The sequence below is a fragment of the Ponticoccus sp. (in: a-proteobacteria) genome, from assembly GCF_048381735.1.
The window spans coordinates 444861-467601 of sequence record NZ_JBLXGL010000001.1 but is presented as its reverse complement, the minus strand read 5'-3'; the positions used below and the strand labels follow the sequence as shown (position 1 = coordinate 467601).

Genomic DNA, 22741 nt, shown 5'->3' with positions numbered 1-22741 from the left:
CCCCGTTTCAGGCGCCCCGGACCACGGCCCGGCGCTTGCGGAAGGCCATGAGATCCGGCGCCGACACGCGGTCGAACCACGCCCCAGCCCCGGCGGTCGGGCGCAGGATGGCACGGGCATCCGAACGCATGCCCCCGGCCTCGCAGCCCTTCGCCCCACCACGACAGGGCGCTCGGGCGCGGGCACAGAGGGTTTTACGGGCGGCACGGTCCATCGCCTGTGTCACGGTCATGAGGTCTTCCCCGAACTCACTTTTTGACTGAATCACTGTTCAATAAATCTACTTTTACGGGAAATTGTAACCGTGGCGCCTACGCCGGAACAAGGTCGGGATTTCCGTAATTCGGGAATTGGCCGCCTGAGCGCCGGATTCGGCTGCAATTTGATCATGGCTTGCCGGATCGCCATGCGGTCCGAACCGGCATAATGCCCGGCAGCCCCCGAACCGCGCGATTCCGCGTCCTTTCCATGACTCGCGGCGCACCGGCCCTTACCGTGTCGCGGCCCGGCCCCGGTGGCGACACTGGACCGTTCTGGCCCGCAAGGGCCCGGCCAAGCGGCTCTTGCGCTGCCTCTGCACGGTGCGGCAACGGTTTTCGGCGATGTCACGGGGGAGAAGAATGGTACCACCTCCCCGGCTCGAACGGGGGACCTCCTGATCCACAATCAGGCGCTCTAACCAACTGAGCTAAGGCGGCACCGGAACCCGAACAGTACACCCATTCGGATCGTGCGGCTAGTTAGCAAAGCAGAACCGGGGACGCAAGAGCTTCTGAACGCTCTTTTGATCTCGACATCTGCCGGCGGGCTACGGGCACTGATGGCCCCGCGTCCAGGGCTCGGCGCCCATGGTGTCGACGAAGATGCGATGCACGCTGGTGGTCGAGGTGATGAACAGCCGCTGCCCGTCCGAGCCGCCGAAACAGAGGTTCGACACGACCTCGGGCACGAGGATCTTGCCCAGCAGCGTGCCGTCGGGCGCAAAGCAATGCACCCCGTCGGCGGCAGAGGACCAGAGGTTGCCCAAGACGTCGCAGCGCATCCCGTCCGGCAGGCCCTTGTCGATGGCGGCAAAGACCCCGCGATCCACCAGCCGCCCGCCGTCCACGCCGAAGACGCGGATATGCGAAGGCACCGTGTCGTCGTGGCTCGACCCGCTTTCGGCGATGTAGAGCAGGCTCTGGTCGGGCGAGAAACACAGCCCGTTGGGCTGGGTGAAATCGCTGACGACCGCCGTCAGGTCGCCTTCGGGCGACAGGCGGTAGACGTTGTGGGCGGCCTGCTCGGGGTCCGCCCGGTAGCCCTCGAAGTTCGACAGGATGCCGTAGGTCGGATCGGTGAACCAGACCGCGCCGTCCGAAGACACCACCACGTCATTCGGCGAGTTCAGCCGCCTGCCCTCGAAGTGATCCGCCAGAACCGTCAGCCTGCCGTCATGTTCTGTCCGCACCACGTCGCGCGCGCCATGGCGGCAGCCCAGCAGCCGCCCCTGCCGGTCGCGCGTGTTGCCGTTGTTGAAGCCGCTCTCGGCGCGGTAGGTCGACAGGCCCTCGCTCTCGGACCAGCGCAGGATACGGCGCGAGGGGATGTCCGAAAACAGCAGGCAGTCGCGGTCCCCGAACCAGACCGGGCCCTCGGTCCATGTGAAGCCCTCGGCGATCTTTTCCAGCTTGGCCATGGGGTGGACCAGCTCCAGAAAGCGCGGGTCGTGCACCTGAAGGTGCGGCGGGAAGGTGATCATGGGCGGGACCTCCGGGTGCTGGCGGCGATGACGATGGCGATAATGATGGCGCCGGTGAGGATGTTGCGGACGCCCGCCCCCGCGCCGTAGCTGTTGAGCATCGAGACGACGAGGAACATGAAGAGTGCGGCGCCCCAGATGCCCGGCACGTTGGAGTTGCCCCCGGCGATGGAGCAGCCCCCGATGACGACCACGGCGATGGACATCAGCAGGTATTCCGCCCCCATGTTCAGTGCCGCGCCGCCGGAAAAGCTGGCCAGCAGGTAGCCCGCGAGCGCGGCACACAGGGCGACGGTGACATAGGCCACGGCGCGCACCGCCTGCACGGGGATGCCCGCCAGCCGCGCGGCGCGCAGGTTCTGCCCCGTGGCCAGCAGCCAGCGCCCGGCGACCGAGCGTTCCAGCACCACCCATGTGGCCAGGGCCAGCACGAGGCCCACCCATGCCACGTTGGGCAGGCCGAGGAAGCGCCCGGTGGCGAAATCCGCCAGTCCCTCGGGCGGCTTGATGCGCAGGCCCCGGTTCGACCAGATCGCAAGCGACTGGTAGATCAGCGAGGCGGCGAGCGTGGCGATGATCGGCGGCAGACGCAGCAGGTAGATCAGCGCGAAGTTCGCCAGCCCCACGCCCAGCCCGGCGGCCAGCGCCACCGCAAGGCCCAGCAGGGCAGTGCCGGGGTCCGAGCCCATGACCTTCAGCGCCAGCGTGGCAGAAAGCGTCATGGTCGCCGGGATCGAGAGGTCGACGTTGCCCGGCCCCAGCGTGATGACCAGCATCTGCCCCATGCCGACGATGGCGGCGAAGGCGCCGAAGCTGAGCGCGGCATAGGCCAGTTCCCCGGCGCCGCGCCCGGAGGTCAGGCCAAGCGTCGCGGCAAAGGCCAGCCCGGCGGCGACCCAGGCCCAGAGCCAGGGGCGCGCGAGGGCGGCAAGCGGGGTCGCACGCGTCATCATGCGGCCGCTCCTTTCCGGGCGAACAGCAGCCGCGCGGTCAGCACGAGGATCAGGATCGCCCCCTGCGCGCCGATCTGCCAGTCCGGTGACAGCCGCATGAAGGACAGGAAAGAGGCCGCCAGCGTCAACGTCAGCGCGCCGATTACCGCCCCCACCGGAGAGACCTTGCCGCCGATGAACTCTCCGCCGCCGAGGATCACCCCCGCGATGCTGAGCAGGGTGTAGCGCAGCGCGATATTGGCATCCGCCGAGGTGGTCAGCCCGACCAGCGCCATGCCCGCAAGCACGCCGAAAAGGCCCGCCAGCCCGTAGGCCAGCGCCTTGAGGTAGATCACGTTCCACCCCGCCCGCTGGACGGAGCGCATGTTGCCGCCGACCCCGCGCAGGACCGTGCCAAGGCCCGAGCGGATGAACATGACATGCGTCACCGCCGCGATCAGCACCGCCGCCACCACAGCCATGGGGGCGAACGGCGGCTTCACCGTCATCAGCGTGCGGATCCAGCCCGGCGCGGCGCCCCCCGGCGTCGGCAGGATGAACAGCGCCAGCCCGCCCCAGACGAAGGACAGGCCCAGCGTGACGACGATGGCGGGCAGATCCAGCGCGTGGATCACCGCGCCCATGGCCGCGTAGGACAGGATCAGCGCCAGCAGGATCAGCAGCCCCAGCAGGGGCGTGTCGTTCAGGAAGGTCGCGGTGACGCAGGCCACGAGGCTGACGAAGGCACCGATCGACAGGTCGATGTCGTTGACCATGATCACGCACATCTGCGCGATGGTCGCCAGCGCGATGGGCACCGCGAGGTTGAACAGCAGGTTCAGGCCGAAATAGCTCATGGCGCGGGGCTGCATCCAGAAGGTCAGCGCCAGCAGGACGGCAAGGGACACGACCGGCAGGATGATCCGGTGACGGGAAAGGAAATTCACGAGGCCTCCTGCATCTCGAAGGAGGCTTCGAGGATTTTCTCTTCGGTGATGTCGGCGCCGGTCAGTTCGGCGCTGATCTGGTGGTTGCGGAAGACGAAGACGCGGTCGCACTGGCAGACCTCTTCTGTCTCTGTCGAGTACCACAGGAAGGTGCGGCCCCTCGCGGCCTCGGCGCGGATCATCGCGTAGACGTCCTGTTTCGTGCCCACGTCGACGCCGCGCATCGGGTCGTCCATGACGACGATGGGCGCGTAAGAGGCCAGCGCGCGGGCAAAGAGTACCTTCTGCTGGTTGCCGCCCGAGAGCGAGAGGATCGGGTTGTCGAGGTTCCCGGTCCGAATGCCGATGCGGCGCTTCCAGTCCTCGGCGATGCGCTGTTCCGCCTCACGGTTCACCATCCCGCGCCGCGCGTCGCGGCCCAGAACGGAGACCGAGATATTGCGCAGGATGGACCAGAGCGGCAGCACCCCGTCGCGCGGCCGGTCGCCGGCGACGAAGACCGCGCGCGCGGTCTTTCCCGCGCGCCAGTCCGAGGTCTGCGCAAGATAAAGCCGCGCCAGAGCGGCGGCCTGCCCATGGCCCGCGAGGCCCGAAAGGCCCACGACCTCGCCGCGCCGGGCCTCCAGCCCCTCGGCTTGCAGGATGACCGCGCCCAGCGGCGGGCGGGCCTCGGCGGCGCGGGCGGTTTCCTCGGTGGCGACATGGCCCATGGCATCCACCAGCCCCTGCCGGGTGAAGCCCTCGGCGGGCCGCTCGGCGACCACCCTGCCGTCCTTCAGCACGACGATGCGGCTGGCGACGGCGAAGATCTCTCCCAGCATATGCGAGATGAAGATCACCGCCCCGCCCCCGGCGCAGAAGCGGCGGATATGCGCCAGCAGTTGCTTGGCGATGCCCGCATCCAGCGAGGAGGTCGGCTCGTCGAGGATCACCAGCCGCGCGGCCCCGCCCCGGCGGGCGAAGCCGATGGCGATCTCGACCATCTGGCGTTCGGCGATGGACAGCGTGTCGACCTCGGCATCGGCGTCGATGCCATGGCCGGGAAAGACCGCGTCCAGCGCCGCGCGGATCTCGGCCCGCGCGGGGCGGCGCCAGCCCGGCCCTTTCAGTGCGGGATGCGAGATGCGCAGGTTCTCGGCCACGGTCAGGTTCGGACAGAGCGAGAGCTCCTGAAAGACGCTGCGCAGCCCCTGTGGCCCGCCGGGGAAGTCCACCGTGCCGCCCGAGGGCGGCAGAGAGCCGTTCACGATATTCACCAGCGTGGATTTGCCCGCGCCGTTGTGGCCGACAAGGCCAAGGCAGTCGCCGGGCCGGACCGTCAGGTCCACGCCATCCAGCGCCCGCACCGGGCCGAAATGCTTCGCCGCCCCCGTCAATGTGACGATGGGCAGGCCCTCTGTCGCTGTCATGGTCTTCGCTCGTCCCAAGGGCTGTCGCGTGCCCCCCGCGCGTCGCGCGCGAGGGGCGGTGTCAAAAGGTGTGGACACCTTTTGCAAATTTCATCGATGAAATTTGCCGTTCCGGCTCACTTTGCCTCCGCGATGACCTGCTGCGCGTCTTCCAGCGCATAGGACACATTGGCGACCGAACCCTCGGGCGTCGTGTCCAGCGCCTCGTCCAGCGTGTCCTGCGTGATCTTCAGGAAGGGCACGGTCAGGTCCTTCGGCACCTCTTCGCCCGCGAGGATCTGCTGCGACACCCAGAAGGCCAGCGAGGCCACGCCCGGCGCAATCGACAGCGACAGCGTCTCATAGCCGTTGGCGTCGCGCTGCTCGGCCCACCATTTCAGCTCGTCCTGACGGTTGCCCAGCACGATCAGCGGCGTGTCGCGGCCCGCGGCGGCAAAGGCCTGCGCCGCGCCGTAGCCGTCACCGCCCTGCGTCACGACACCCACGACCTCGGGCAGCGAGGGCAGGATGCCCGCCACCGCCTTCTGCGCCACGTCCTGCGCCCAGTCGCCATGCACCGAGCCGACGATCTCGAACTGGTCATGCTCGGCCACGCCCGCGTGGATGCCCTTGGAGATCTCGTCGTCGACGAAGACCCCCGCGAGGCCGCGGATCTCCAGCAGGTTGCCGCCCTCCGGCAGACGGCCCGCGAGATAGTCCACCTCTTCCTTGCCCATGGCGGCGAAATCCACCGCGATGCGCCAGGCGCAGGGCTCTGTCACGATGCCGTCGAAGCTGACAACCACCAGCCCGGCGTCGCAGGCTTCCTTGACCGCGCCGTTCAGAGCGGTCGGAGAGGCGGCGTTCAGCACGATGGCGTCATAGCCCTGCAGGATCATGTTCTGGATCTGCGCGGCCTGTTCGGTCGCCTGGTTTTCCGAGGTGGTATAGGGGTCGGCAGCGGCCACGACACCCTCCGCGACGGCCTGATCGGCGGTCTCCTGGAAGGTCGACAGCATCGCCTGCCGCCACGAGTTGCCCGCGTAGTTGTTCGACAGCGCGATGCGCTTGCCGCTGGTGTCCGCGTCCTGCGCCGAGACGGCGCCCGCCATCAGGGCCAGCGTCGCCGCGCCCAGAAAGAGCCTTTTCATGTCAGTCCTCCCTTGCGCGTGTCTCCGCGCATCATGTGCACCGCGCCTCTCCCGCGCGGCATAGCGATTGCGCGTCTCCGCGCAGAATGCCGGCCGCACGCTGCCGCGCGGCCTTCGGACGAGCGCAGCGCGCACACCCGTGTCCCACGGCGCCTGTGCCGCGCCTCCTCCCGTGTCGTCAGGCGACCGGCTTCACGGCAGCCCCTGCGACGCGGCAATCGTGAAGCCCCCGGGCCCCGGCTGTAAAGGCAGCGACCCGCAGAACGCTTGCGGGTTCCCGCAAGAGGCTTGCGGGTTCGGCTGTTCCCTTTCCGCCATTCGGGGGGCAAGGTTGCAGGGACGCGCAACCCGACCCCCGCGACCCGCCCGGAGGAGACATAGCCGAAAACACCCTGACCCTGCCGCAGGACGGCCTTTGCGCGCGCATCGACAGGGCGCTGGACCGGCGCAGCAGCATCACCCGGGCGCTCGACTCGGTTGCGGCAGAGATCGCCTCGGCAATCCCCTTCACCCATGCGGACATCTGCCTGCTCGACCGTCCCGGCTGGGTCGTCAGCTACGAGACCGGCATCCGCACCCGCTGGTCGCGCGCCTCGGGCCGGGTCGATCACGCGCCGATCCGCGACATCCTGACCGGCGCCTGCGATGTCATGCTGGCCGAGGACGCCACCACGGACCCGCGCTACACCTACCCAGGCGCCTCCTGCGAACCCATCCTGAACCACGCCCTGCGCGCCCGGGTGAACGTGCCGATGCGCATACAGGGGCGGCTGATCGGAACGCTGAACCTGTCGCACTCGACGCAGGGGCTCTACGACGCGGGAACCGTGGCCCGCGCCCGGGACATCGCGGACACGCTGGCGCCGCATGTGCACGCCCTGCATCAGGCCGAACGCATCCGGCGCGGCGCCCGCAGCATCGAGCTGGCGCGCGCCAGCGACGAGGGCCTGCGGCAGGGCGCGCTGGAACTCACCCAGCAGCTGGAGCAGGAGCGGCAGCGCGTCGGCATGGACCTGCACGACCAGACGCTCGCCGATCTCTCGCGGCTCTTGCGCGAGGCGACCGGCGACCGGCCCCTGCCCGCATCCGAGCTTGCGGCGCGGCTGCGCGACACCATCGACGACCTGCGGCGGATCATCGACACCGCCGTGCCGACGCTGCTGGACCTCTTCGGCTTTGCCCATGCGGTCCGGGTCCATCTCGAACGCGCCGCCTCGGGCCGGGCGCGGACCGCGGTGGATGACGGCACCGATGGCGCGCCCGACCGGCTCGACCCCACCGTGCGCACCGCGCTCTTCCGCATCGTGCAGGAGGCGGTCAACAACGCCACCCGGCACGCCGGCGCCGCGCAGATCCGCGTCACCGTCGCCCGCCCCGCCCCCGGCGCGCTTGCGGTGACGATCCGCGACGACGGCTGCGGCATCCCGCCAACGCCCGCCCGGCAGTCGGGCCTGTCGCATATGCGCACGCGGGCGCGGCTGATCTCGGCCAGGCTCGAGATCACCGGCGACGGCGGGACAACCGTCACGGTCACGCTGGAGGCGCCGCAATGAAGGTCCTGCTTGTCGAGGACGACCAGTTCCACGCCTCCTACATGGAGGATACACTGGCCGAGGCCCTGCCCGAGGTGACAGAGATCTACCACGCGCTGCACGGCGAAGAGGCCGAAAAAGAGGCACGGACCATCGGCATAGAGGCGGTGGTCATGGACCTGCGCATGGCCCGCCGCAACGGCATCGAGGCGGCGCGCACGCTCTGGCAGGAGCGCCCCGAGACGCGCATCCTGTTCTGGTCGAACTACGCGGACGAGGCCTACCTGCGCGGCATCGCCGCCATCGTGCCCGAGGACAGCGCCTATGGCTACGTGCTCAAGACCGCGCCGCGCGACCGGCTGAAACTGGCGCTGCGCGCGGTGCTGATCGAGGGCCAGATCATGGTGGACCGCGAGATCCACCGCCTGCAACGCCGCGCCGCCACCCCGCGCAATGCGCTCGACGACAGCGAATACGCGGTGCTGCTGGACCTCTCGATCGGCTTGCAGGACAAGCTCATCGCCGAGCGGCGCGGCATGTCCCTGCGCACCGTCCAGAACCGGCTTCTGGCGCTCTACGACAAGCTGGGCGTGGACGACGACTGCGAAACCGACCGCCCGCTGAACAAACGCGTGCGCGCCCTGAACCGCGCGCTGGTGACGCGAACGCTGAACATCGAGACCCTGGAAGCCGCGCAAAGAGACTTCGAACGCTGGCGATCGTCGCGCAGCTAGGTCCTACGCACCGCATCCGCCCCAGGGGTGACCGGGGGAACGAGGGGCTCCGCCCCTCGCACTCCCCGAGGTATTTTCGGACCAAAGAAGACGGAGGGACCGCGCCCCATCCTTCTTTGGTCCAGCAAATACCTTGGGGGTCCGGGGGCAAAGCCCCCGGCCGGTCGCCGCGCGCAAGCGAGGCGAAACCGGTTCTCAAACCGTCACTTTCGATCCCCGATCAGCGCCATCATCATGCCGCGCTCTTCCTCGGTCAGGTCGGTCAGCGGCCTGCGCACCGGCCCGGTGTCGAAGCCGCGCAGGCTGACACCCGCCTTGATGGCCGAGACGGCGTAGCCGGTCTTGCGGTCACGGATCTTGGCAAACGGATAGTAGAAATCGCGCAGCATCTGCTCGCATTTGGCATCGTCATGCGCCTTGAAGGCGGCGTGGAATTCCAGCGCGGTCTCGGGGACAAAGTTGAACACGGCCGAGGAATAGGTGTCCACGCCCGCGCCGCGCACCGCCTGTGCGAAGAGCTCATGCGTGGGCATGCCGCCGATATAGGCCAGCCGCTCGCCAAGGGTCACGGTGATGCGCTTGACCGTGTCGATGTCGCCGGTGCCGTCCTTGAAGCCGATCAGGTTCGGGCAATCCTCGACCAGTCGCGCCAGCGTGTCGGCGGAACAGACCGACTGGCCGCGGTTGTAGACGATCACCCCCATGTCGGTGGATTTGCAGACCGCGCGGATATGCGCCTCGATCCCGTCCTGCGGCGCGCCGATCAGGTAGTGCGGCAGCAACAGGATGCCGTCGCCGCCCGCCGCTTCGATGGCGCGGGCCATGTCGCAGGCCATCTTCGTGCCATAGCCGCAGCCGGCAAGCACCGGCTGGCCGGGCTGTGCGGCGCGGGCGGTCCTGACCACCTCGACCACCTCGGCGGGCGACAACGAGAACAGCTCTCCGGTGCCGCCGGCAACGATCAGCCCCGCGATCTTGTGCGGGCTCAGCCATTCCAGATGGGCCGAGAAGGCGGTCGGGTTGAAATTGTCGTCAGCGTCGAAGGGCGTGACGGGGAAGGACAGCAGGCCGGATCGGATGATGTCGCGCAGCTCGGTCGGGGCAATCATGGCTCGTATCTTCCTTGAATCGTTCGGTTTGAGGAATGGGTCAGTCTTCGTGAATGCCGTCGGCGCAGAAGCCGCCACCCTGGTAGAGGGCGTTCGCATCGTCGCCCTTCGGCGGGTCCATCTCGGCGTCGATCTTGGCGCGGAAGGGCTCGGAACTGTCCTGCGGGGTCCAGCCCAGGTAGGCCACCTCGCGGTTGTCCCACCAGGACGCCGCATTGGCCGAGGCTCCGTAGATGATCGGGCAGCCGAGGCGCGGCGTGATGAAGATCCGCTCGATCAGGCGCACGAAATCTTCGTGGCTCATCCATGTGGACAGCATCCGGTGGTTCTTGGGCTCGGGGAAACACGAGCCGATGCGCACGCTGGCCGTCTCGATCCCGAACTTGTCGTGATACATGCTGGCGATGGCCTCGCCAAAGACCTTGGACACGCCATAGAGCCCGTCGGGCCGGGTGACGGACCTGGCGTCCAGCCGTTCCGTCTGCTTGTGAAAGCCGATGGCGTGGTTGGACGAGGCGAAGATGATGCGCGGCGTAACGCGCGATTTCCGGGCGCCCTCGTAGAGGTTGAACATGCCGTCGAGGTTGGCGTTGCGGATCACCTCCCAGGGCGCCTCGACCGATTGCCCGCCAAGGTGGAGGATACCGTCGCAGCCCTCGACCAGCTCTTCCACGGCCTGCTTGTCGCCCAGATCGCAGGGCATCAGCTCTTCATGCGCCTGCGCCGCGCCAAGGTCGCCCCGGTCGGACAGGCGGATGGTCTTTGCCAGATGCGTCAGGCGCGTACGCATCTCGCGCCCCAGATTGCCGTTGGCCCCGGTGATCAGAAGTCGGTTCAGCATGGTTCCTCCCATTGATTTCACTCCTGCCCGATGGTCCGGGACAGGAAATCCAGCACCCTGCGGCGCATGTCCGGTGTCTCTTCGTGACCCGCGCCGGGCGCGGTGAACAGCTCCAGCGCCTCGGACCCGCCATAGGCTGCGCGCAGGCGCGTCAGAGCATGGCCGCGCGCCGGTTCCGGCGTCAGGGCGTCGGCCGCGCCGTGACAGACAAGCTGCGGGCGCGGCGCGACCAGCCCGGCCACGTCACCCATTTCGGCATGGCGCAGGAACCCCGGCACGGTCATGTAGTGGTTGTGTTTGTCGAAGGACCCGTCGCGGATCATCGGGCCGATATCGGCCAGCACGCAAAGCTGCGCCACGGCGGCGACGCGCGGTTCCAGAGCGGCCAGCCAATAGGCGTGGGTGCCGCCCATGGACAGGCCCAGCGTGGCGATCCTGCCCGCGTCCACCTTCGGATGCGCCGCCAGCCAGTCGAAGCCCGCCTGCAATTCGCCCAGCATCCGGCCCATCAGCGTGCGCCCCTGCCAGAGCGCCGCCTTGGCCAGCGCGCCCTCGTTGCCCTCGCCCTGCCGCGCGCCGAAACCGGGCATGTCGATACAAAGCACCGCGTAGCCCGCCGCCAGAAGGTCCGGCGCATAGGGGCCTTGCAGGCAGCGCCAGCCCTCGGTCAACTCGCGCCGCCCGAGGTGGTAGTGCCCGCCGTGCAGATGCGCATAGAGCACCGCCGGAAAGGGGCCCTCGCCTTCGGGCACCAGAAAGCTGTGCTCGGGCGGCAGGGCCTCGGGCTCCAGCGCCAGCAGGCGGCGCAGGGTCGCGCGCAGGGCAGCGGCCTCGGTCATGTGTAGCCCGTCGATCCGTCGGGGCGGATGGGCAGTTTGCGTTCCCAGTGGATGTAGCGGTCGGTCTTCAGGTAGTCCTCGTCGATCTCGACACCCCAGCCGGGCCGGTCTGGGCGGAATTCGAGGTAGCCATCCACCGGCAGGTAGGGGTCCTTGACGTAACCCGCCGCCTCGTCCACCTGCGCCAGCTCGCGGCCAAGGAAGGCCGCGGTGCCGGGCAGCCGGTATTCGAGGATCTTGAAGTTCGGACAGGCGGCGGCGAAATGCAGGTTCACCGCCGTCGCCAGCGGTCCCATCGGATTGTGCGGCGCGACCGGCACGTAGAAGGCCTCTGCCATCGTGGCGATCTTGCGCATCTCCAAGAGGCCGCCGACGGCGCAGATGTCGGGCTGGATGATGTCGGCGCCCGCGCATTGCAAAAGCCGCAGGAACTCGAACCTGGAGTACAGGCTTTCGCCCGTGGCCAGCGGCACCGTCAGCTGCGATTTCAGCCGCCCCCATGCCTCGATGTTCTCGGGGCGGATGGGTTCCTCGAAGAAGAGTGGGTGAAAGGGCGCCAGCGCATTGCCCAGTTGCTGCGCCTGCCAGGGCTCGAAGATGCGGGCGTGCGCGTCGAAGGCGAATTCCCAGTCGGGGCAGAGGTCTGCGACCTCTTCGACCCAGTCCACCGTCTGCGTGATCACCCTGCCCCATGGCTCGGCATGGATGTCGGCGCGGTAGGGCGACAGCTTGAAGGCATTCAGCCCGTAGGCCTGATGCGCCGCCGCGCAATGGTCGCGCAGCTGTTCCGCACCGGGCGCCGAGTAGACGCCGAGGTAGACGCGCACCCGGTCGCGCACCGTGCCGCCCAGCAATTGGTAGACCGGCACGCCCAGGGCCCTGGCCGAGATGTCCCAGAGCGCATGGTCGATGGCGGACATGGCCGCCAGCCCCAGCGCGCCGGGGGGAAAGCGTGTATGCTGGTAGAGCTTCAGCATGATCCGCTCGATCCGGCGCGGGTCCTCGCCCTCGATCTGCCCGAAGAGGTAATCCAGCAGCGGCGGCAGCGCCCGGTCGGGGCCATGGTTGTAACACTCGCCCCAGCCGGTGATGCCTGCGTCGGTATCCAGTGCCACGATCACCCGGGGGCGGTTGCCGTCGCGGGCCATGAAGCTGCGCAGACCGGTGATCTTCATGGGCCGTTACCCTGCGAAGCGGGTCTGCGGCACGCCGCGAATGCCCAGCCCCTCGACCGAGAACAGCGATCCGGCCTCGGGCTGCTTCGGGTCGTCCGGCACGCCCAGCGAGGTCACGTAAAGCACATCCAGCTTTTCGCCGCCGAACATCGGCTTCGAGGGCTTCTCGATGGGCATGTCGACGGTCAGGATCACCGCGCCCTCGGGCGAATAGCGGTACAACTGCCAGCCCTCGATGCCCGCCTGCCAATAGCAGCCCTCGGCATCCACCGTGCCGCCATCCGGGCGCCCGGGCAGGCCGTTGGTGTCGCGAAAGACCTGCACGGCCCCCGGCGTGCCGGTTTCCCTGTCGTAGTCGCAGGCGTAGATCGTGCGCACCCGGGCGTTGCTGTCGGAGTGGTACATGGTCTTGCCGTCGGGGCTGAAGGCCAGCCCGTTCGTCGTCCAGATGCCGCCGCGCCATGCCGTCACCGTCAGGTCCGGGTCTAGCCGGTAGAAGGTGCCGCGCGCCTGCGGGTCGCCGCCGTCCTTCATGGTGCCGGCCCAGAACCGTCCCTGCCCGTCCGTGGTGCCGTCATTGAAGCGGTTTTCCGGCAGATGCGCCTCGGGGTCGTGGATCGCAGTCTTCTCGCCGGTCTCCGGGTCCCAGAACCAGAAGCCCGACTTCGTCGCCAGCACCATGCCCCCCGCCTCGCGCAGGGCGAGGCAGCCGACCGGTTCGCCCACCTCATGCGCGCGGTTCTCGCCGGTCGCGGGATCGTAGCGGTAGACAATGCCCGCCGGAATATCGACCCACCACAGCACGTTCTCGCAGTCGTCCCAGACGGCGCCCTCGCCGACCGTGCTGCGCGTCGGCGCGACACAGGTGATCTTCGGATCCATGCTCATTCTCCCTTGAAGACGCGCCGCTGCGACCGGTCGATATGCGCGACCATCGCCGCCCGCGCGGCCGTTGCATCGCCGGCTTCCAGTGCCCGGACGATGTCTTCGTGCTCATCCGACATCGCAGCCTTGCCTCGCGCGTAGCCGGTGCTGCCCAGGGACCGCACAAAGCGCCCGATGAAGACCATGTGAGGCCGGAGCATCGCGACACTGTCAACCAGGAACCGGTTGTCCGACAACTCGGCGATTTTCTGGTGAAACAGCAGGTCCGGCTCGATGGTCGCGGTGCCAACCTCGACAAGCGCCGCCATGTCCGCCATGTGACCGCGCAGCTCGGCCAGATCCGCCGGCGTCGCGCGCAGGGCCGCAAGGGCCACGGCCTCGGCCTCCAGCAGCCTGCGGTAAGCGAAATAGGCGGCGATGTCGTCGACCGAGTCGAGCGGCCCGAAGCCCTCGCCCGAGGCCTGCAGCCCACTGCTGACGAAAGACCCGGCGCCCTGCCGGGAGACGATCAGCCCCTCTTCGCGCAGCCGCGACAGGGCGCCGCGCAGCACCGGGCGCGACACGCCGTACTCCTGCGCCAGCTCCATCTCCGAGGGCAGCCGGTCGCCAAGGCTGTAGGTGCCAGAGCGAATTGCCTCGCGCAGCTTGCCGAAGACGCGATCCTCCAGCCGCCCGCCAGCGCGCTCCCTGCCCTTCTCGGCCCCCGGTTCGTTTGTTGCGATCCCTGTCATGGCATCCTCGATAGCACCCAGGACGACCTTACAACATGCCATAATATGTTTGACAAGCTGTCATTCAAATGCAGGACTACCGAGGTCGAGGCGCAAAGCCCGGCATCCAGGGAGGAGAGAAACCGATGAAGACATGGAGAACCACCGCGCTTGCGGGGGTGGCCGTGACGGCGCTCTGCGCGCCCCTCGCGGCGCTGGCCTACGAAGAGGCCCCGATGCTGGCGGACCGCGTCGAGGCGGGCGACCTGCCCCCGGTCGACGACCGCCTGCCTGCCAGCCCCGAGGTCATTACGCCGCTGGACAGCATCGGCAGCTACGGCGGCACCATCCGCCGCTTTCTGTCCGGGTCGAACGACCACAACTCGATCCTGCGCTTCGTCTCGCCGCAGGGCCTGACGCGCTGGTCGCCCGACTTCTCCGAGGTGATCCCCAATGTCGCCGAAAGCTGGGAGGTCAACGAGGACAGCAGCGCCTTCACCTTCCACCTGCGCGAAGGCATGAAATGGTCGGACGGCGCACCCTTCACCGCCGACGACATCGTCTTCTTCGTCAACGACCTGCTGAACAACAAGGAATTCTATCCCAACGCCCCGGCCCGCTTCGTCATCGACGGGCAGCCGATGCAGGCCGAGAAGATCGACGACACCACCGTCGTGCTGAGCTTCGCGGCGCCCTACGGCACCTTCCTGACCGAACTGGCGACGCCGCTGGCGCAGGAACCGGTGATCTGGGCCAAGCACTACTGCCAGCAGTTCCATCCCGCCTACAACGACGACGTGCAGGCCATGGTGGACGAAACCGAGGCCGTCGAGGACTGGCCCGCGCTCTTCCGCCTGCGCTGCGGCGAAGTCGAGGCGCCCAACCGCTGGGGCAATGCCGAGCGTCCGACGCTGGACCCGTGGGTGGTGACGGGGGACGGCTACACCGCCGGGTCCACGCAGGTCATCATGGAGCGCAATCCCTACTTCTGGCAGGTCGACACCGAGGGCAACCAGTTGCCCTACGTGGACACGCTGCAATGGGGCGTCTCGGGCGATGCGCAGGCCATCCTGCTCGAGGCCATCGCGGGCAATGTCGACATGCAGGCCCGGCGTCTGACCAACCTTCAGAACGTGCCGGTGCTGTTCGAGAACCAGGAAAAGGGCGGCTACAAGCTCTATGAGCGGACCAGCGCGGATGCCAACGACATGGCGATCCACTTCAACCACACCCACAAGGACCCGGTGATGCGCGAAGTGATCCGCAACAAGAACGTGCGCATCGCCCTGTCGCTGGGGATCGACCGGGACGAGATCATCGACATCGTCTATCAGGGCCAGTCGGAGCCCTACCAGATCGGTCCGCTGCCGCAGCATCCGCTGTATAACGAGCAGCTGGGCAAGCAACACACCGAGTACGACCCCGACCGCGCGAACGCGATGCTGGATGCCGAGGGCTTTACCGAGCGGGACGACGAGGGCTTTCGCCTGCTGCCCGATGGCCGCCGGTTCGAGTTCAACGTCAGCTATACCGGCGTCGAGGTCCCGGCATGGGGCGACAACCTCGAGATCATCCGCGAGCAGTGGGAAGAGATCGGCGTCGGCCTGACGGCGAATTCGGTGGAACGGTCGATCTACTACTCGCGCGGCGAGGCCAACGAGCATGACTTCATGGTCTGGGGCGCGCCGGGCGGTCTGGACCCGACGCTGTCGCCCCGCGACGTGCTGTCGATCCACCCGCAGGCCTCGTGGTTCGCCATTCCATGGGCGCGCTGGTACCTGACCGGCGGCTCCGACGGGGAAGAACCCTCGGCAAGCATGAAGGAACGGCTGGCGCTCTACGACCGGTTCAAGGGCGAGGCCGATCCGGAGAAGGCGCAGGAGATCTTCCGCCAGATCCACCAGATCGCCGCGGACGAATTCGAGATTATCGGCGTGGCGACGCGGCCCTCGACCTACGGCGTGGTGAACGCCAGGCTGCGCAACGTGCCGGGGGCGCTGCCGGGATCGTGGATGTACCCCGACCCGGGCCCGACCCTGCCGCAGACCTACTACTACGCGGAGTAGGGGCGCAGGTGCGTCGATAGCGCCGCCCGGACCGCGCCCCTCGCCCCTTGCGGGCGGGGGAGTGCCGGCCCGGCCCCGCGCTCTGCAATCGTCCGGGCCAGAGGCTTCGGCCCGCCGCCGCGACCCCGCAGGCCGGCCTGCGGCCCGACACCGCCCCCAACCGCGGCACAAGGCCCTGCCCCGCTGCCGCATTGCCCAAAGGTTCCCCGCATGATCTGGCGCTTCATCCTCAAACGCCTTCTCTGGATGGTTCCCTTCCTCTTCGCGGTCTCCATCGTGGCCTTCCTGCTGATCCAGGCGCCGCCGGGGGACTACCTGACCACCTATATCGCCAAGCTGGGGGAATCGAACGAGGTGCTGGATCAGGCCTCGATCCAGAACCTGCGGGCACGCTTCGGATTGGATCAGCCGCTCTACGTGCAGTATTTCAAATGGGTCGGAAACCTGTTGCAGGGCGACTTCGGCATGTCCTTCGAATGGCGCCAGCCGGTCTCTGACCTCGTCTGGGGCCGCATGGCGCTGACGGTGCTGCTGTCCTTCTCGACGCTTCTGTTCACCTGGGCCGTGGCCTTTCCCATCGGCGTCTATTCCGCGGTGCGCAAGTACTCCGTCGGCGACTACATCGCCACCACCATCGGCTTCATCGGGCTGGCGACGCCGAACTTCCTGCTGGCGCTGATCCTGATGTATGTGGGCGTCGTCCATTTCGGCACCGACGTCGGCGGCCTCTTCAGCCCCGAATACCAGAACGCGCCATGGTCATGGGCCAAGTTCTTGAACCTCGTCGAGCACCTCTGGCTACCGATCGTCGTGCTGGGCACCTCGGCCACCGCCTCGCTGATCCGCGTGATGCGCGCCAACCTCCTGGACGAGCTGAACAAGCCCTATGTCGACACCGCCCGCGCCAAGGGCATGTCGGAATTCGCGCTGATCATGAAATACCCGGTGCGCGTGGCGCTGAACCCCTTCGTCTCGACCATCGGCTGGGTGCTGCCGAACCTCGTATCGGGCGCCGTGGTCACCGCCATCGTGCTGTCGCTGCCCACCGCCGGGCCGCTGATGCTGCAGGCGCTCCTGTCTCAGGACATGTACCTCGCCGGGGCCTTCGTGCTGCTGCTGTCCTCGCTGACCGTCATCGGGATGCTGATCTCGGACATCCTTCTCGTCCTTCTCGACCCGAGGGTCCGCTATGAGTAACAGCGCGAAGGATCCCGCGCTCGACGCGCCCCACGGCACGGCGCTGCCCGCCGACACCCCGGTCCACGACGCCCCCGCCATCGCGGCAGAGCGCGACATGGACCGCGTCGCCATCGCCTCGCAGGCGCAGCTGACCTGGTGGGCCTTCAGGCGGCACAAGCTGGCCATGGCGGGCCTCTGGGTGATCGGGCTCTTGTACCTGCTGTCGCTCTTTGCCGAGTTCGTCGCGCCCGCCGATCCGACCAGGCAGAACCGGCGCGCGATCTACCATCCGCCGCAGATGATCCATTTCATCGACAGCACCGAAGACGGCACCCGCATCCGCCCCTACGTCTGGAAGATGGACCGCCAGCGCGACCCGCAGTCGCTGAAGATCACCTACGTGCAGACCGAGGAAAAGATCTACCTGACGCTCTTCGGCAAGGGCGAAGACTACAAGTTCTGGGGCCTCTGGAACGCCCAGCGCCACCTCTTCGCCACCGTCGAGCCGCGCGAGAAGTTCTTTCTCTTCGGGGCGGACCGGCTGGGCCGCGACATGTTCAGCCGGGTGATCTACGGCACCCGGATTTCCATGTCGATCGGGCTGGTGGGGGTGGCGATCTCGCTGGTCCTCGGCATCGCGCTGGGGGGCCTCTCGGGCTATTACGGGGGGCGCGTGGACATGGTGATCCAAAGGCTGATCGAGTTCGTGCTGTCGCTGCCGACGATCCCCATCTGGCTGGCGCTGGCCGCCGCCCTGCCGCCGTCATGGCCGATCTACCAGCAGTATTTCGTGATCACGCTGATCGTGTCGCTGGTCGGCTGGACAGAACTGGGCCGCGTGGTGCGGGGCCGCTTCCTTGCCATGAAGAACGACGATTTCGTCATCGCGGCGCGGCTGGACGGCGCGTCCGAGCGGCGGATCATCTTCCGCCACATGCTGCCCTCGCTGACCTCGCATATCATCGCCTCGCTGACGCTGGCGATCCCGCTGATGATCCTTGCGGAAACCGGCCTGTCCTTCCTCGGCCTCGGGTTGCAGCCGCCCGCGATATCCTGGGGCGTGCTGCTGAAGGAGGCGCAGAACATCGTCTCGATTTCGCAGGCGCCCTGGCTCTTCATCCCCGGCGGCTTCGTGGTCATCGCGGTGCTGGCCTTCAACTTCCTCGGAGACGGCATGCGCGATGCCGCCGACCCCTATGCGCAGTGAGGGTGTGATGTCAGTTCGCAAAAAGGGTCGGACAGCCCCGGCAGGCAGACCTTCGAGCGCTGGAGTCCGGCATAAAGCACGACCCGTGACGCCGTTTGAAACAAGGCGCGCATGTGCCATGCCCGACCCTTTTGCGGTTCGCATGGCGCGGCGCCAGCGAAGTGACTACGGCATCGGCCGGCGGGGTGTCGAACCTCCGAACCCCCGCGCAACACGGCGCGCATGCGCCATGCCCGACCTCCCCGTCGCCCCAAAGGGGCGCCGATCGAGGTCGGCACGCCTATGGCGTGTCGGGAGGGCATATGTCCCACAGAGGTCAGGCTCGGCAAGCCCGGTGGTCTGCGCCCGTATCGGTTCGCCCCGCGCAACGGCCCTCCCGAGGTCGGGCATGGCGCATGCGCTGGCGTGGCACCCGGCATCCGATCAGGACTGCGCGTCGTTCACCCCATCGGAGGCCCGCCCATGACCGCCCCCATCATCCAGGTTCAGGACCTCAACGTCGGCTTTTCCAGCCGCAGGGGCGTGGTGGACGTGCTGCACGGCGTGTCCTTCGACCTGCATCGCGGCAAAACCACCTGCATCGTCGGCGAAAGCGGGTCCGGCAAGTCGGTCACCGCGCGCACGATCCTCAACATGGTGCCCCGCCCCGGTGTCATCAACGGCGGCCGGGTGCTGTTCTCGCCCGACGGGACGGAGCCCATGGACCTGACCGCCATGGACCCGCGCGGGCGCGAGATCCGCCGTATCCGGGGCGGACGCATCGGGATGATCTTTCAGGAACCCATGTCCTCCCTCTCGCCGGTCCACACCATCGGCAACCAGATCGTCGAGGCGATCCGCCTGCACCGCGACGTCGACAAGAAGACCGCGCGGCGGATGGCGGTGGACGCGCTGGCGCAGGTGGAAATCCCCAAGCCCGAGAAGGCCGTGGACCGCTACGCCTTCGAGTACTCCGGCGGGATGCGGCAGCGCGCCATGATCGCCATGGCACTGGCCTGCCGCCCGGACGTGCTGATCGCGGACGAACCGACCACGGCGCTGGACGTGACGACACAGGCCGAAATCCTCGACCTGATGCGCGACCTCCAGCGCGACCTGGGTATGGCGATCATGTTCATCACCCACGACATGGGCGTGGTGGCCGAAATCGCCGACGAGGTGGTGGTCATGGAAAAGGGCCACGTCGTCGAGCAGGGAGAGACCTTCCGCCTGTTTGCCGCGCCGCAGCACCCCTATACGCAGCGCCTGCTGGGCGCCGTGCGCCGGCTGGAGGAACCCGCCACCGCCAAGGTCCGCCCCGCCCCGGACGCGCGGCCCATCCTGACGGTCGACGACCTGCACCTGCATTTCGAGAAGAAGGAAGGCTTCTTCCAGCGCGTGACCGATGTGACCCGCGCGGTGGACGGCGTGTCCTTCACCCTGCGCGAGGGCGAGGCGCTGGGGATTGTCGGCGAAAGCGGTTCCGGCAAGACCACCGTGGGGCGCTGCATCGCGCGGGTCTACGACCCCAAGGGGCAGATCGACTACGCGGGCCAGAACCTTGTCACCGCCGAGGGGCGCGCGCTTCGGGATGCCCGGCGCCAGATCCGCATGATCTTTCAGGACCCCTTTGCCAGCCTCAACCCCCGCATGACGGTCAAGCAGATCGTGGCCGAGCCGCTGGTGGTGAACGGCCTCGCCAAGGGGCGGGACCTCGAGAACCGCGTCGCGAAGCTGCTGACCGACGTGGGCCTCGACCCGGGCATGATGGAGCGTTATCCGCATGCCTTCAGCGGCGGCCAGCGGCAGCGCATCGTCGTGGCCCGCGCCATTGCGCTGGACCCGAAGCTGGTGATCGCGGACGAGCCGACCTCGGCGCTGGATGTCTCGATCCGCACGCAGGTGCTGGACCTCTTGCTGCAGTTGCAGGCCGAGATGGGGCTGTCCTTCCTCTTCATCAGCCACGACATGGCGGTGATCCGCTATTTCTGCGACCGGGTGGCGGTGATGTATCGTGGCCAGATCGTCGAGATCGGCGAGACCGAGCAGGTCATCACCGACCCGCAGCACCCCTATACCCGGGCGCTGCTGTCCTCCGTGCCGATCCCCGACCCCACCCTGCGCGGCACCCGCCAGCGCCACCGCTACACGGAGTCCGCCCGATGAACCTTGCCCAAGGCATTGCCGAAGCCCTTCAGAAAGAAGCCACCCTCACCCCCGAAGAGGCCGGGGTCTACTGGTCGCAGGGCGGCGCGGATGTGCCCTCGGAAGAGCTTTCCTACCCCGGCGGCGCGGGCCAGCCGCAGCGGCTGCGCCTCTACCGGGGCGGCGCGGAGGGCGCGCCGGTGCTGCTTTACATCCACGGCGGCGGCTGGGTCGGCGGCTCCATCGAGCTGCACGACTACTCGGCACGCGGTCTGGCCGCCGGGGCGTGCGCCAACGTGGTCTCGATCAGCTACCGCTTCGCGCCCGCGCATCCCTTCCCGGCGGGACTGGAGGATTGCCTCGCCGCCGCCCGCTGGATCGAGAGTGAGGGCGCGGCGCTTGGCCTGACCGGGCCGCTGGTCATCGGCGGCGCCTCGGCGGGCGGCAACCTTGCCGCCGCCGCCGCGCTGAGGTCCGACCCGGGGCGCTTCGCGGGGCTGCTGATCTTCTACGGCGTGCTGGGCTGCGACTTCGACAGCGACAGCTACACCCGCTACCGCGACGGCCCCGGCCTGACCCGCGCCCGCATGATGGAGCTTTTCGGCCACTACGACCCCAAGGGCCGCGCCGCCTCAGAGCCGCTGATCACGCCGGTCCTGTCGGATGACCTGGGCCGCCTGCCGGACACGGCGATCATCGCCGCCGAACACGACGTGCTGCTCGACGACAACCGCGCCTTTGCCGAGGCCCTGCGCGCCGCCGGCGTGCGCACAGACTACCACGTCGAACCCGGCGTGACCCACGGCTTCATCAATCGCGGTCGCCTCGTGCCCGCCACCGATGCCGCCATCGCCCGGGCCTGCGCCTTCCTTGCAGGGATCGGGACCAAGGAGACGACCGCATGAAGATCACCGCCATCACCGCCCGGACCTTCCGGCACAGCACCAACACCGTGCGCGACAGCGATGGCCACGGCCACCCTGGCCCGGTCTCGCAGACCACCAGCGCCATCCTGTCGATCGAGACCGACGAAGGCCTCTCCGGCCATATCGTCACCCGCACGGCGGATGTGTCCGAGGCGCTGCTGGACCGCTTCGTGCGGCCCAACCTGATCGGGCAGGACCCGCTCTGCACCGAAGCGCTCTGGTACAAGGTCTACAAGTGGCAGCGCCTTGGCGCCGGGCTGCTGACCGACCGCGTGCTGGCGGCGGTGGACCTCGCGCTGTGGGACCTGAAGGGCAAGGCCGCCGGGATGCCGGTCTGGAAGCTGCTGGGCGGGGCGCGGCCAAAGATCCTCGCCTATGGCTCGACCATGTGCGGCGACGATCTGGAAAACGGCCTCGCCACGCCCGAGGACTACGCCCGCTTCGCCGACTGGCTGGTGAACACGCGCGGCTACAAGGCGGTCAAGCTGCACGGCTGGATGCCCCCCGTCCCCGGCGCGCCGGACGTCAGGAAGGACTACCGCGCCTGCGCCGCCGTGCGCGAGACGCTGGGGCCGGAGGTGCCGCTGATGCTGGACCCGCACCACTTCTACACCCGGACAGAGGTCCTGTGGCTGGCCGACAAGCTGGCGGAACTGGACTTCGCTTGGATGGAAGAGCCGATGGAAGAGGCCTCGATGTCCTCGTTCAAGTGGCTGACCGCGAAGACGAAACTGAACATCCTCGGCCCCGAGACCATGACCGGCAAGCACTGGACCCGCGCCGAATGGGTCCGGCACGAGGCCTGCGACATCGTCCGCGCCGGGGTCTGGGACATGGGCGGCATCACCCCCGCGATGAAATGCGCGAACATGGCCGAGAGCTTTCACATGAGTTGCGAGATGCACGGCACCGGCGCCGCAAACCTCTCGGTCGCGCTGGCGATCCACAACACCAGCTACTACGAGCGCGGGCTGCTGCACCCCTTCATCGACTACGACGAGCCCAAGGCCTACCAGAACCGCATCGACGACGAGATGGATGCCGAGGGCTACGTGCATGGCCGCGAAGACCCGGGGCTGGGGCAGGATCTGAACTGGGATTACATCGAGGGCAACCTTGTCTGACCCCTGCCGCGCCACCCCGCCCGGACCGGCCGCTGTCGCACCGGGCCGCCTGAACCCTTTCTCCACCGAATCGCTTCAGGATGAAGGGCGGTAGGGAGAGGGACACTCCGAAACACCCGTTAACCGACCGT

General features: G+C 68.1%; 20 protein-coding genes and 1 tRNA gene. 8 read left to right on the top strand and 13 right to left on the bottom strand.

Going from position 1 to position 22741, the window contains the following annotated elements; genetic code table 11:
* Positions 1–7: 7 nt before the first annotated feature.
* The 7 genes from ACN5KJ_RS02180 to ACN5KJ_RS02150 all read right to left on the bottom strand — a co-directional run bounded on the left by ACN5KJ_RS02180 (position 8) and on the right by ACN5KJ_RS02150 (position 6159).
* A complete protein-coding gene (locus tag ACN5KJ_RS02180; RefSeq protein WP_418591879.1) occupies positions 8–232 on the bottom strand; it encodes a hypothetical protein in 225 nt (74 codons plus the stop codon).
* 389 nt (positions 233–621) lie between these two features.
* Positions 622–698: transfer RNA gene (locus ACN5KJ_RS02175), tRNA-His, on the bottom strand.
* Between the two features lie 110 nt (positions 699–808).
* The gene (locus ACN5KJ_RS02170) at positions 809–1741 is read right to left on the bottom strand and encodes an SMP-30/gluconolactonase/LRE family protein (RefSeq protein WP_418591878.1); all 933 of its coding nucleotides are present in this window, start codon (positions 1739–1741) and stop codon (positions 809–811) included.
* Complete coding sequence (locus tag ACN5KJ_RS02165) at positions 1738–2694, bottom strand: ABC transporter permease (RefSeq protein WP_418591877.1); 957 nt, start codon at positions 2692–2694, stop codon at positions 1738–1740. The genes ACN5KJ_RS02170 and ACN5KJ_RS02165 overlap by 4 nt, the downstream gene beginning before the upstream one ends.
* Positions 2691–3620, bottom strand: coding sequence for an ABC transporter permease (locus tag ACN5KJ_RS02160; protein ID WP_418591876.1), 930 nt, complete (start codon positions 3618–3620; stop codon positions 2691–2693). The genes ACN5KJ_RS02165 and ACN5KJ_RS02160 overlap by 4 nt, the downstream gene beginning before the upstream one ends.
* On the bottom strand, positions 3617–5029 hold the full coding sequence (locus ACN5KJ_RS02155; protein ID WP_418591875.1) for a sugar ABC transporter ATP-binding protein: 1413 nt from the start codon (positions 5027–5029) through the stop codon (positions 3617–3619). Before ACN5KJ_RS02155 ends, ACN5KJ_RS02160 begins: the two co-directional genes overlap by 4 nt.
* Before the next feature lie 116 nt (positions 5030–5145).
* Positions 5146–6159, bottom strand: coding sequence for a substrate-binding domain-containing protein (locus tag ACN5KJ_RS02150; RefSeq protein ID WP_418591874.1), 1014 nt, complete (start codon positions 6157–6159; stop codon positions 5146–5148).
* A gap of 377 nt (positions 6160–6536) precedes the next feature.
* On the opposite strand from ACN5KJ_RS02150, the gene ACN5KJ_RS02145 reads away from it, so the two are divergent.
* Positions 6537–7712 (top strand): GAF domain-containing sensor histidine kinase, encoded by a 1176-nt coding sequence (locus ACN5KJ_RS02145; RefSeq protein WP_418592223.1) that lies wholly within the window; start codon positions 6537–6539, stop codon positions 7710–7712.
* Complete coding sequence (locus tag ACN5KJ_RS02140) at positions 7709–8425, top strand: response regulator (protein WP_418591873.1); 717 nt, start codon at positions 7709–7711, stop codon at positions 8423–8425. Before ACN5KJ_RS02145 ends, ACN5KJ_RS02140 begins: the two co-directional genes overlap by 4 nt.
* A 203-nt stretch (positions 8426–8628) precedes the next feature.
* Here ACN5KJ_RS02140 and ACN5KJ_RS02135 read toward each other — a convergent pair whose 3' ends face one another.
* Genes ACN5KJ_RS02135 through ACN5KJ_RS02110 form a run of 6 tightly spaced genes read right to left on the bottom strand, consistent with a single transcriptional unit; the run spans position 8629 to position 14005 of the window.
* Positions 8629–9531: a 5-dehydro-4-deoxyglucarate dehydratase gene (locus ACN5KJ_RS02135; protein WP_347168045.1), complete on the bottom strand. Its 903-nt coding sequence runs from the start codon at positions 9529–9531 to the stop codon at positions 8629–8631.
* Between the two features lie 43 nt (positions 9532–9574).
* Positions 9575–10375 (bottom strand): NAD-dependent epimerase/dehydratase family protein, encoded by an 801-nt coding sequence (locus tag ACN5KJ_RS02130; protein WP_418591872.1) that lies wholly within the window; start codon positions 10373–10375, stop codon positions 9575–9577.
* Between the two features lie 17 nt (positions 10376–10392).
* Entirely contained in the window at positions 10393–11214 is an 822-nt protein-coding gene (locus tag ACN5KJ_RS02125; protein WP_418591871.1) for an alpha/beta hydrolase family protein, read from the bottom strand.
* A complete protein-coding gene (locus tag ACN5KJ_RS02120; RefSeq protein ID WP_418591870.1) occupies positions 11211–12389 on the bottom strand; it encodes a mandelate racemase/muconate lactonizing enzyme family protein in 1179 nt (392 codons plus the stop codon). Before ACN5KJ_RS02120 ends, ACN5KJ_RS02125 begins: the two co-directional genes overlap by 4 nt.
* A gap of 6 nt (positions 12390–12395) precedes the next feature.
* Complete coding sequence (locus tag ACN5KJ_RS02115; protein ID WP_418591869.1) at positions 12396–13271, bottom strand: SMP-30/gluconolactonase/LRE family protein; 876 nt, start codon at positions 13269–13271, stop codon at positions 12396–12398.
* 2 nt (positions 13272–13273) lie between these two features.
* Positions 13274–14005, bottom strand: a complete 732-nt coding sequence (locus ACN5KJ_RS02110; RefSeq protein WP_418591868.1) for a FadR/GntR family transcriptional regulator — start codon at positions 14003–14005, stop codon at positions 13274–13276.
* Between the two features lie 125 nt (positions 14006–14130).
* Here ACN5KJ_RS02110 and ACN5KJ_RS02105 point away from each other — a divergent pair, with 125 nt between their 5' ends.
* From ACN5KJ_RS02105 to ACN5KJ_RS02080, 6 genes are all read left to right on the top strand, one after another.
* Positions 14131–16050: an ABC transporter substrate-binding protein gene (locus ACN5KJ_RS02105; protein WP_418591867.1), complete on the top strand. Its 1920-nt coding sequence runs from the start codon at positions 14131–14133 to the stop codon at positions 16048–16050.
* A gap of 210 nt (positions 16051–16260) precedes the next feature.
* A complete protein-coding gene (locus tag ACN5KJ_RS02100; RefSeq protein WP_347167360.1) occupies positions 16261–17247 on the top strand; it encodes an ABC transporter permease in 987 nt (328 codons plus the stop codon).
* Positions 17240–18436 (top strand): ABC transporter permease, encoded by a 1197-nt coding sequence (locus ACN5KJ_RS02095; RefSeq protein WP_418591866.1) that lies wholly within the window; start codon positions 17240–17242, stop codon positions 18434–18436. Before ACN5KJ_RS02100 ends, ACN5KJ_RS02095 begins: the two co-directional genes overlap by 8 nt.
* Positions 18437–18898: 462 nt before the next feature.
* On the top strand, positions 18899–20581 hold the full coding sequence (locus ACN5KJ_RS02090; protein ID WP_418591865.1) for an ABC transporter ATP-binding protein: 1683 nt from the start codon (positions 18899–18901) through the stop codon (positions 20579–20581).
* Positions 20578–21465 carry an alpha/beta hydrolase gene (locus tag ACN5KJ_RS02085; RefSeq protein ID WP_418591864.1) on the top strand — a complete coding sequence of 296 codons (888 nt, stop codon included), beginning with the start codon at positions 20578–20580 and terminating at the stop codon, positions 21463–21465. Before ACN5KJ_RS02090 ends, ACN5KJ_RS02085 begins: the two co-directional genes overlap by 4 nt.
* Positions 21462–22610 (top strand): enolase C-terminal domain-like protein, encoded by a 1149-nt coding sequence (locus tag ACN5KJ_RS02080; RefSeq protein WP_418591863.1) that lies wholly within the window; start codon positions 21462–21464, stop codon positions 22608–22610. The genes ACN5KJ_RS02085 and ACN5KJ_RS02080 overlap by 4 nt, the downstream gene beginning before the upstream one ends.
* Positions 22611–22741: the final 131 nt, after the last annotated feature.

Coding starts and splice junctions, on each gene's coding strand:
- ACN5KJ_RS02180 (WP_418591879.1), bottom strand. CDS start 232: ATGACCGTGACACAGGCGATGGACCGTGCCGCCCGTAAAACCCTCTGT.
- ACN5KJ_RS02170 (WP_418591878.1), bottom strand. CDS start 1,741: ATGATCACCTTCCCGCCGCACCTTCAGGTGCACGACCCGCGCTTTCTG.
- ACN5KJ_RS02165 (WP_418591877.1), bottom strand. CDS start 2,694: ATGATGACGCGTGCGACCCCGCTTGCCGCCCTCGCGCGCCCCTGGCTC.
- ACN5KJ_RS02155 (WP_418591875.1), bottom strand. CDS start 5,029: ATGACAGCGACAGAGGGCCTGCCCATCGTCACATTGACGGGGGCGGCG.
- ACN5KJ_RS02150 (WP_418591874.1), bottom strand. CDS start 6,159: ATGAAAAGGCTCTTTCTGGGCGCGGCGACGCTGGCCCTGATGGCGGGC.
- ACN5KJ_RS02140 (WP_418591873.1), top strand. CDS start 7,709: ATGAAGGTCCTGCTTGTCGAGGACGACCAGTTCCACGCCTCCTACATG.
- ACN5KJ_RS02130 (WP_418591872.1), bottom strand. CDS start 10,375: ATGCTGAACCGACTTCTGATCACCGGGGCCAACGGCAATCTGGGGCGC.
- ACN5KJ_RS02125 (WP_418591871.1), bottom strand. CDS start 11,214: ATGACCGAGGCCGCTGCCCTGCGCGCGACCCTGCGCCGCCTGCTGGCG.
- ACN5KJ_RS02120 (WP_418591870.1), bottom strand. CDS start 12,389: ATGAAGATCACCGGTCTGCGCAGCTTCATGGCCCGCGACGGCAACCGC.
- ACN5KJ_RS02115 (WP_418591869.1), bottom strand. CDS start 13,271: ATGGATCCGAAGATCACCTGTGTCGCGCCGACGCGCAGCACGGTCGGC.
- ACN5KJ_RS02110 (WP_418591868.1), bottom strand. CDS start 14,005: ATGACAGGGATCGCAACAAACGAACCGGGGGCCGAGAAGGGCAGGGAG.
- ACN5KJ_RS02105 (WP_418591867.1), top strand. CDS start 14,131: ATGAAGACATGGAGAACCACCGCGCTTGCGGGGGTGGCCGTGACGGCG.
- ACN5KJ_RS02100 (WP_347167360.1), top strand. CDS start 16,261: ATGATCTGGCGCTTCATCCTCAAACGCCTTCTCTGGATGGTTCCCTTC.
- ACN5KJ_RS02095 (WP_418591866.1), top strand. CDS start 17,240: ATGAGTAACAGCGCGAAGGATCCCGCGCTCGACGCGCCCCACGGCACG.
- ACN5KJ_RS02090 (WP_418591865.1), top strand. CDS start 18,899: ATGACCGCCCCCATCATCCAGGTTCAGGACCTCAACGTCGGCTTTTCC.
- ACN5KJ_RS02085 (WP_418591864.1), top strand. CDS start 20,578: ATGAACCTTGCCCAAGGCATTGCCGAAGCCCTTCAGAAAGAAGCCACC.
- ACN5KJ_RS02080 (WP_418591863.1), top strand. CDS start 21,462: ATGAAGATCACCGCCATCACCGCCCGGACCTTCCGGCACAGCACCAAC.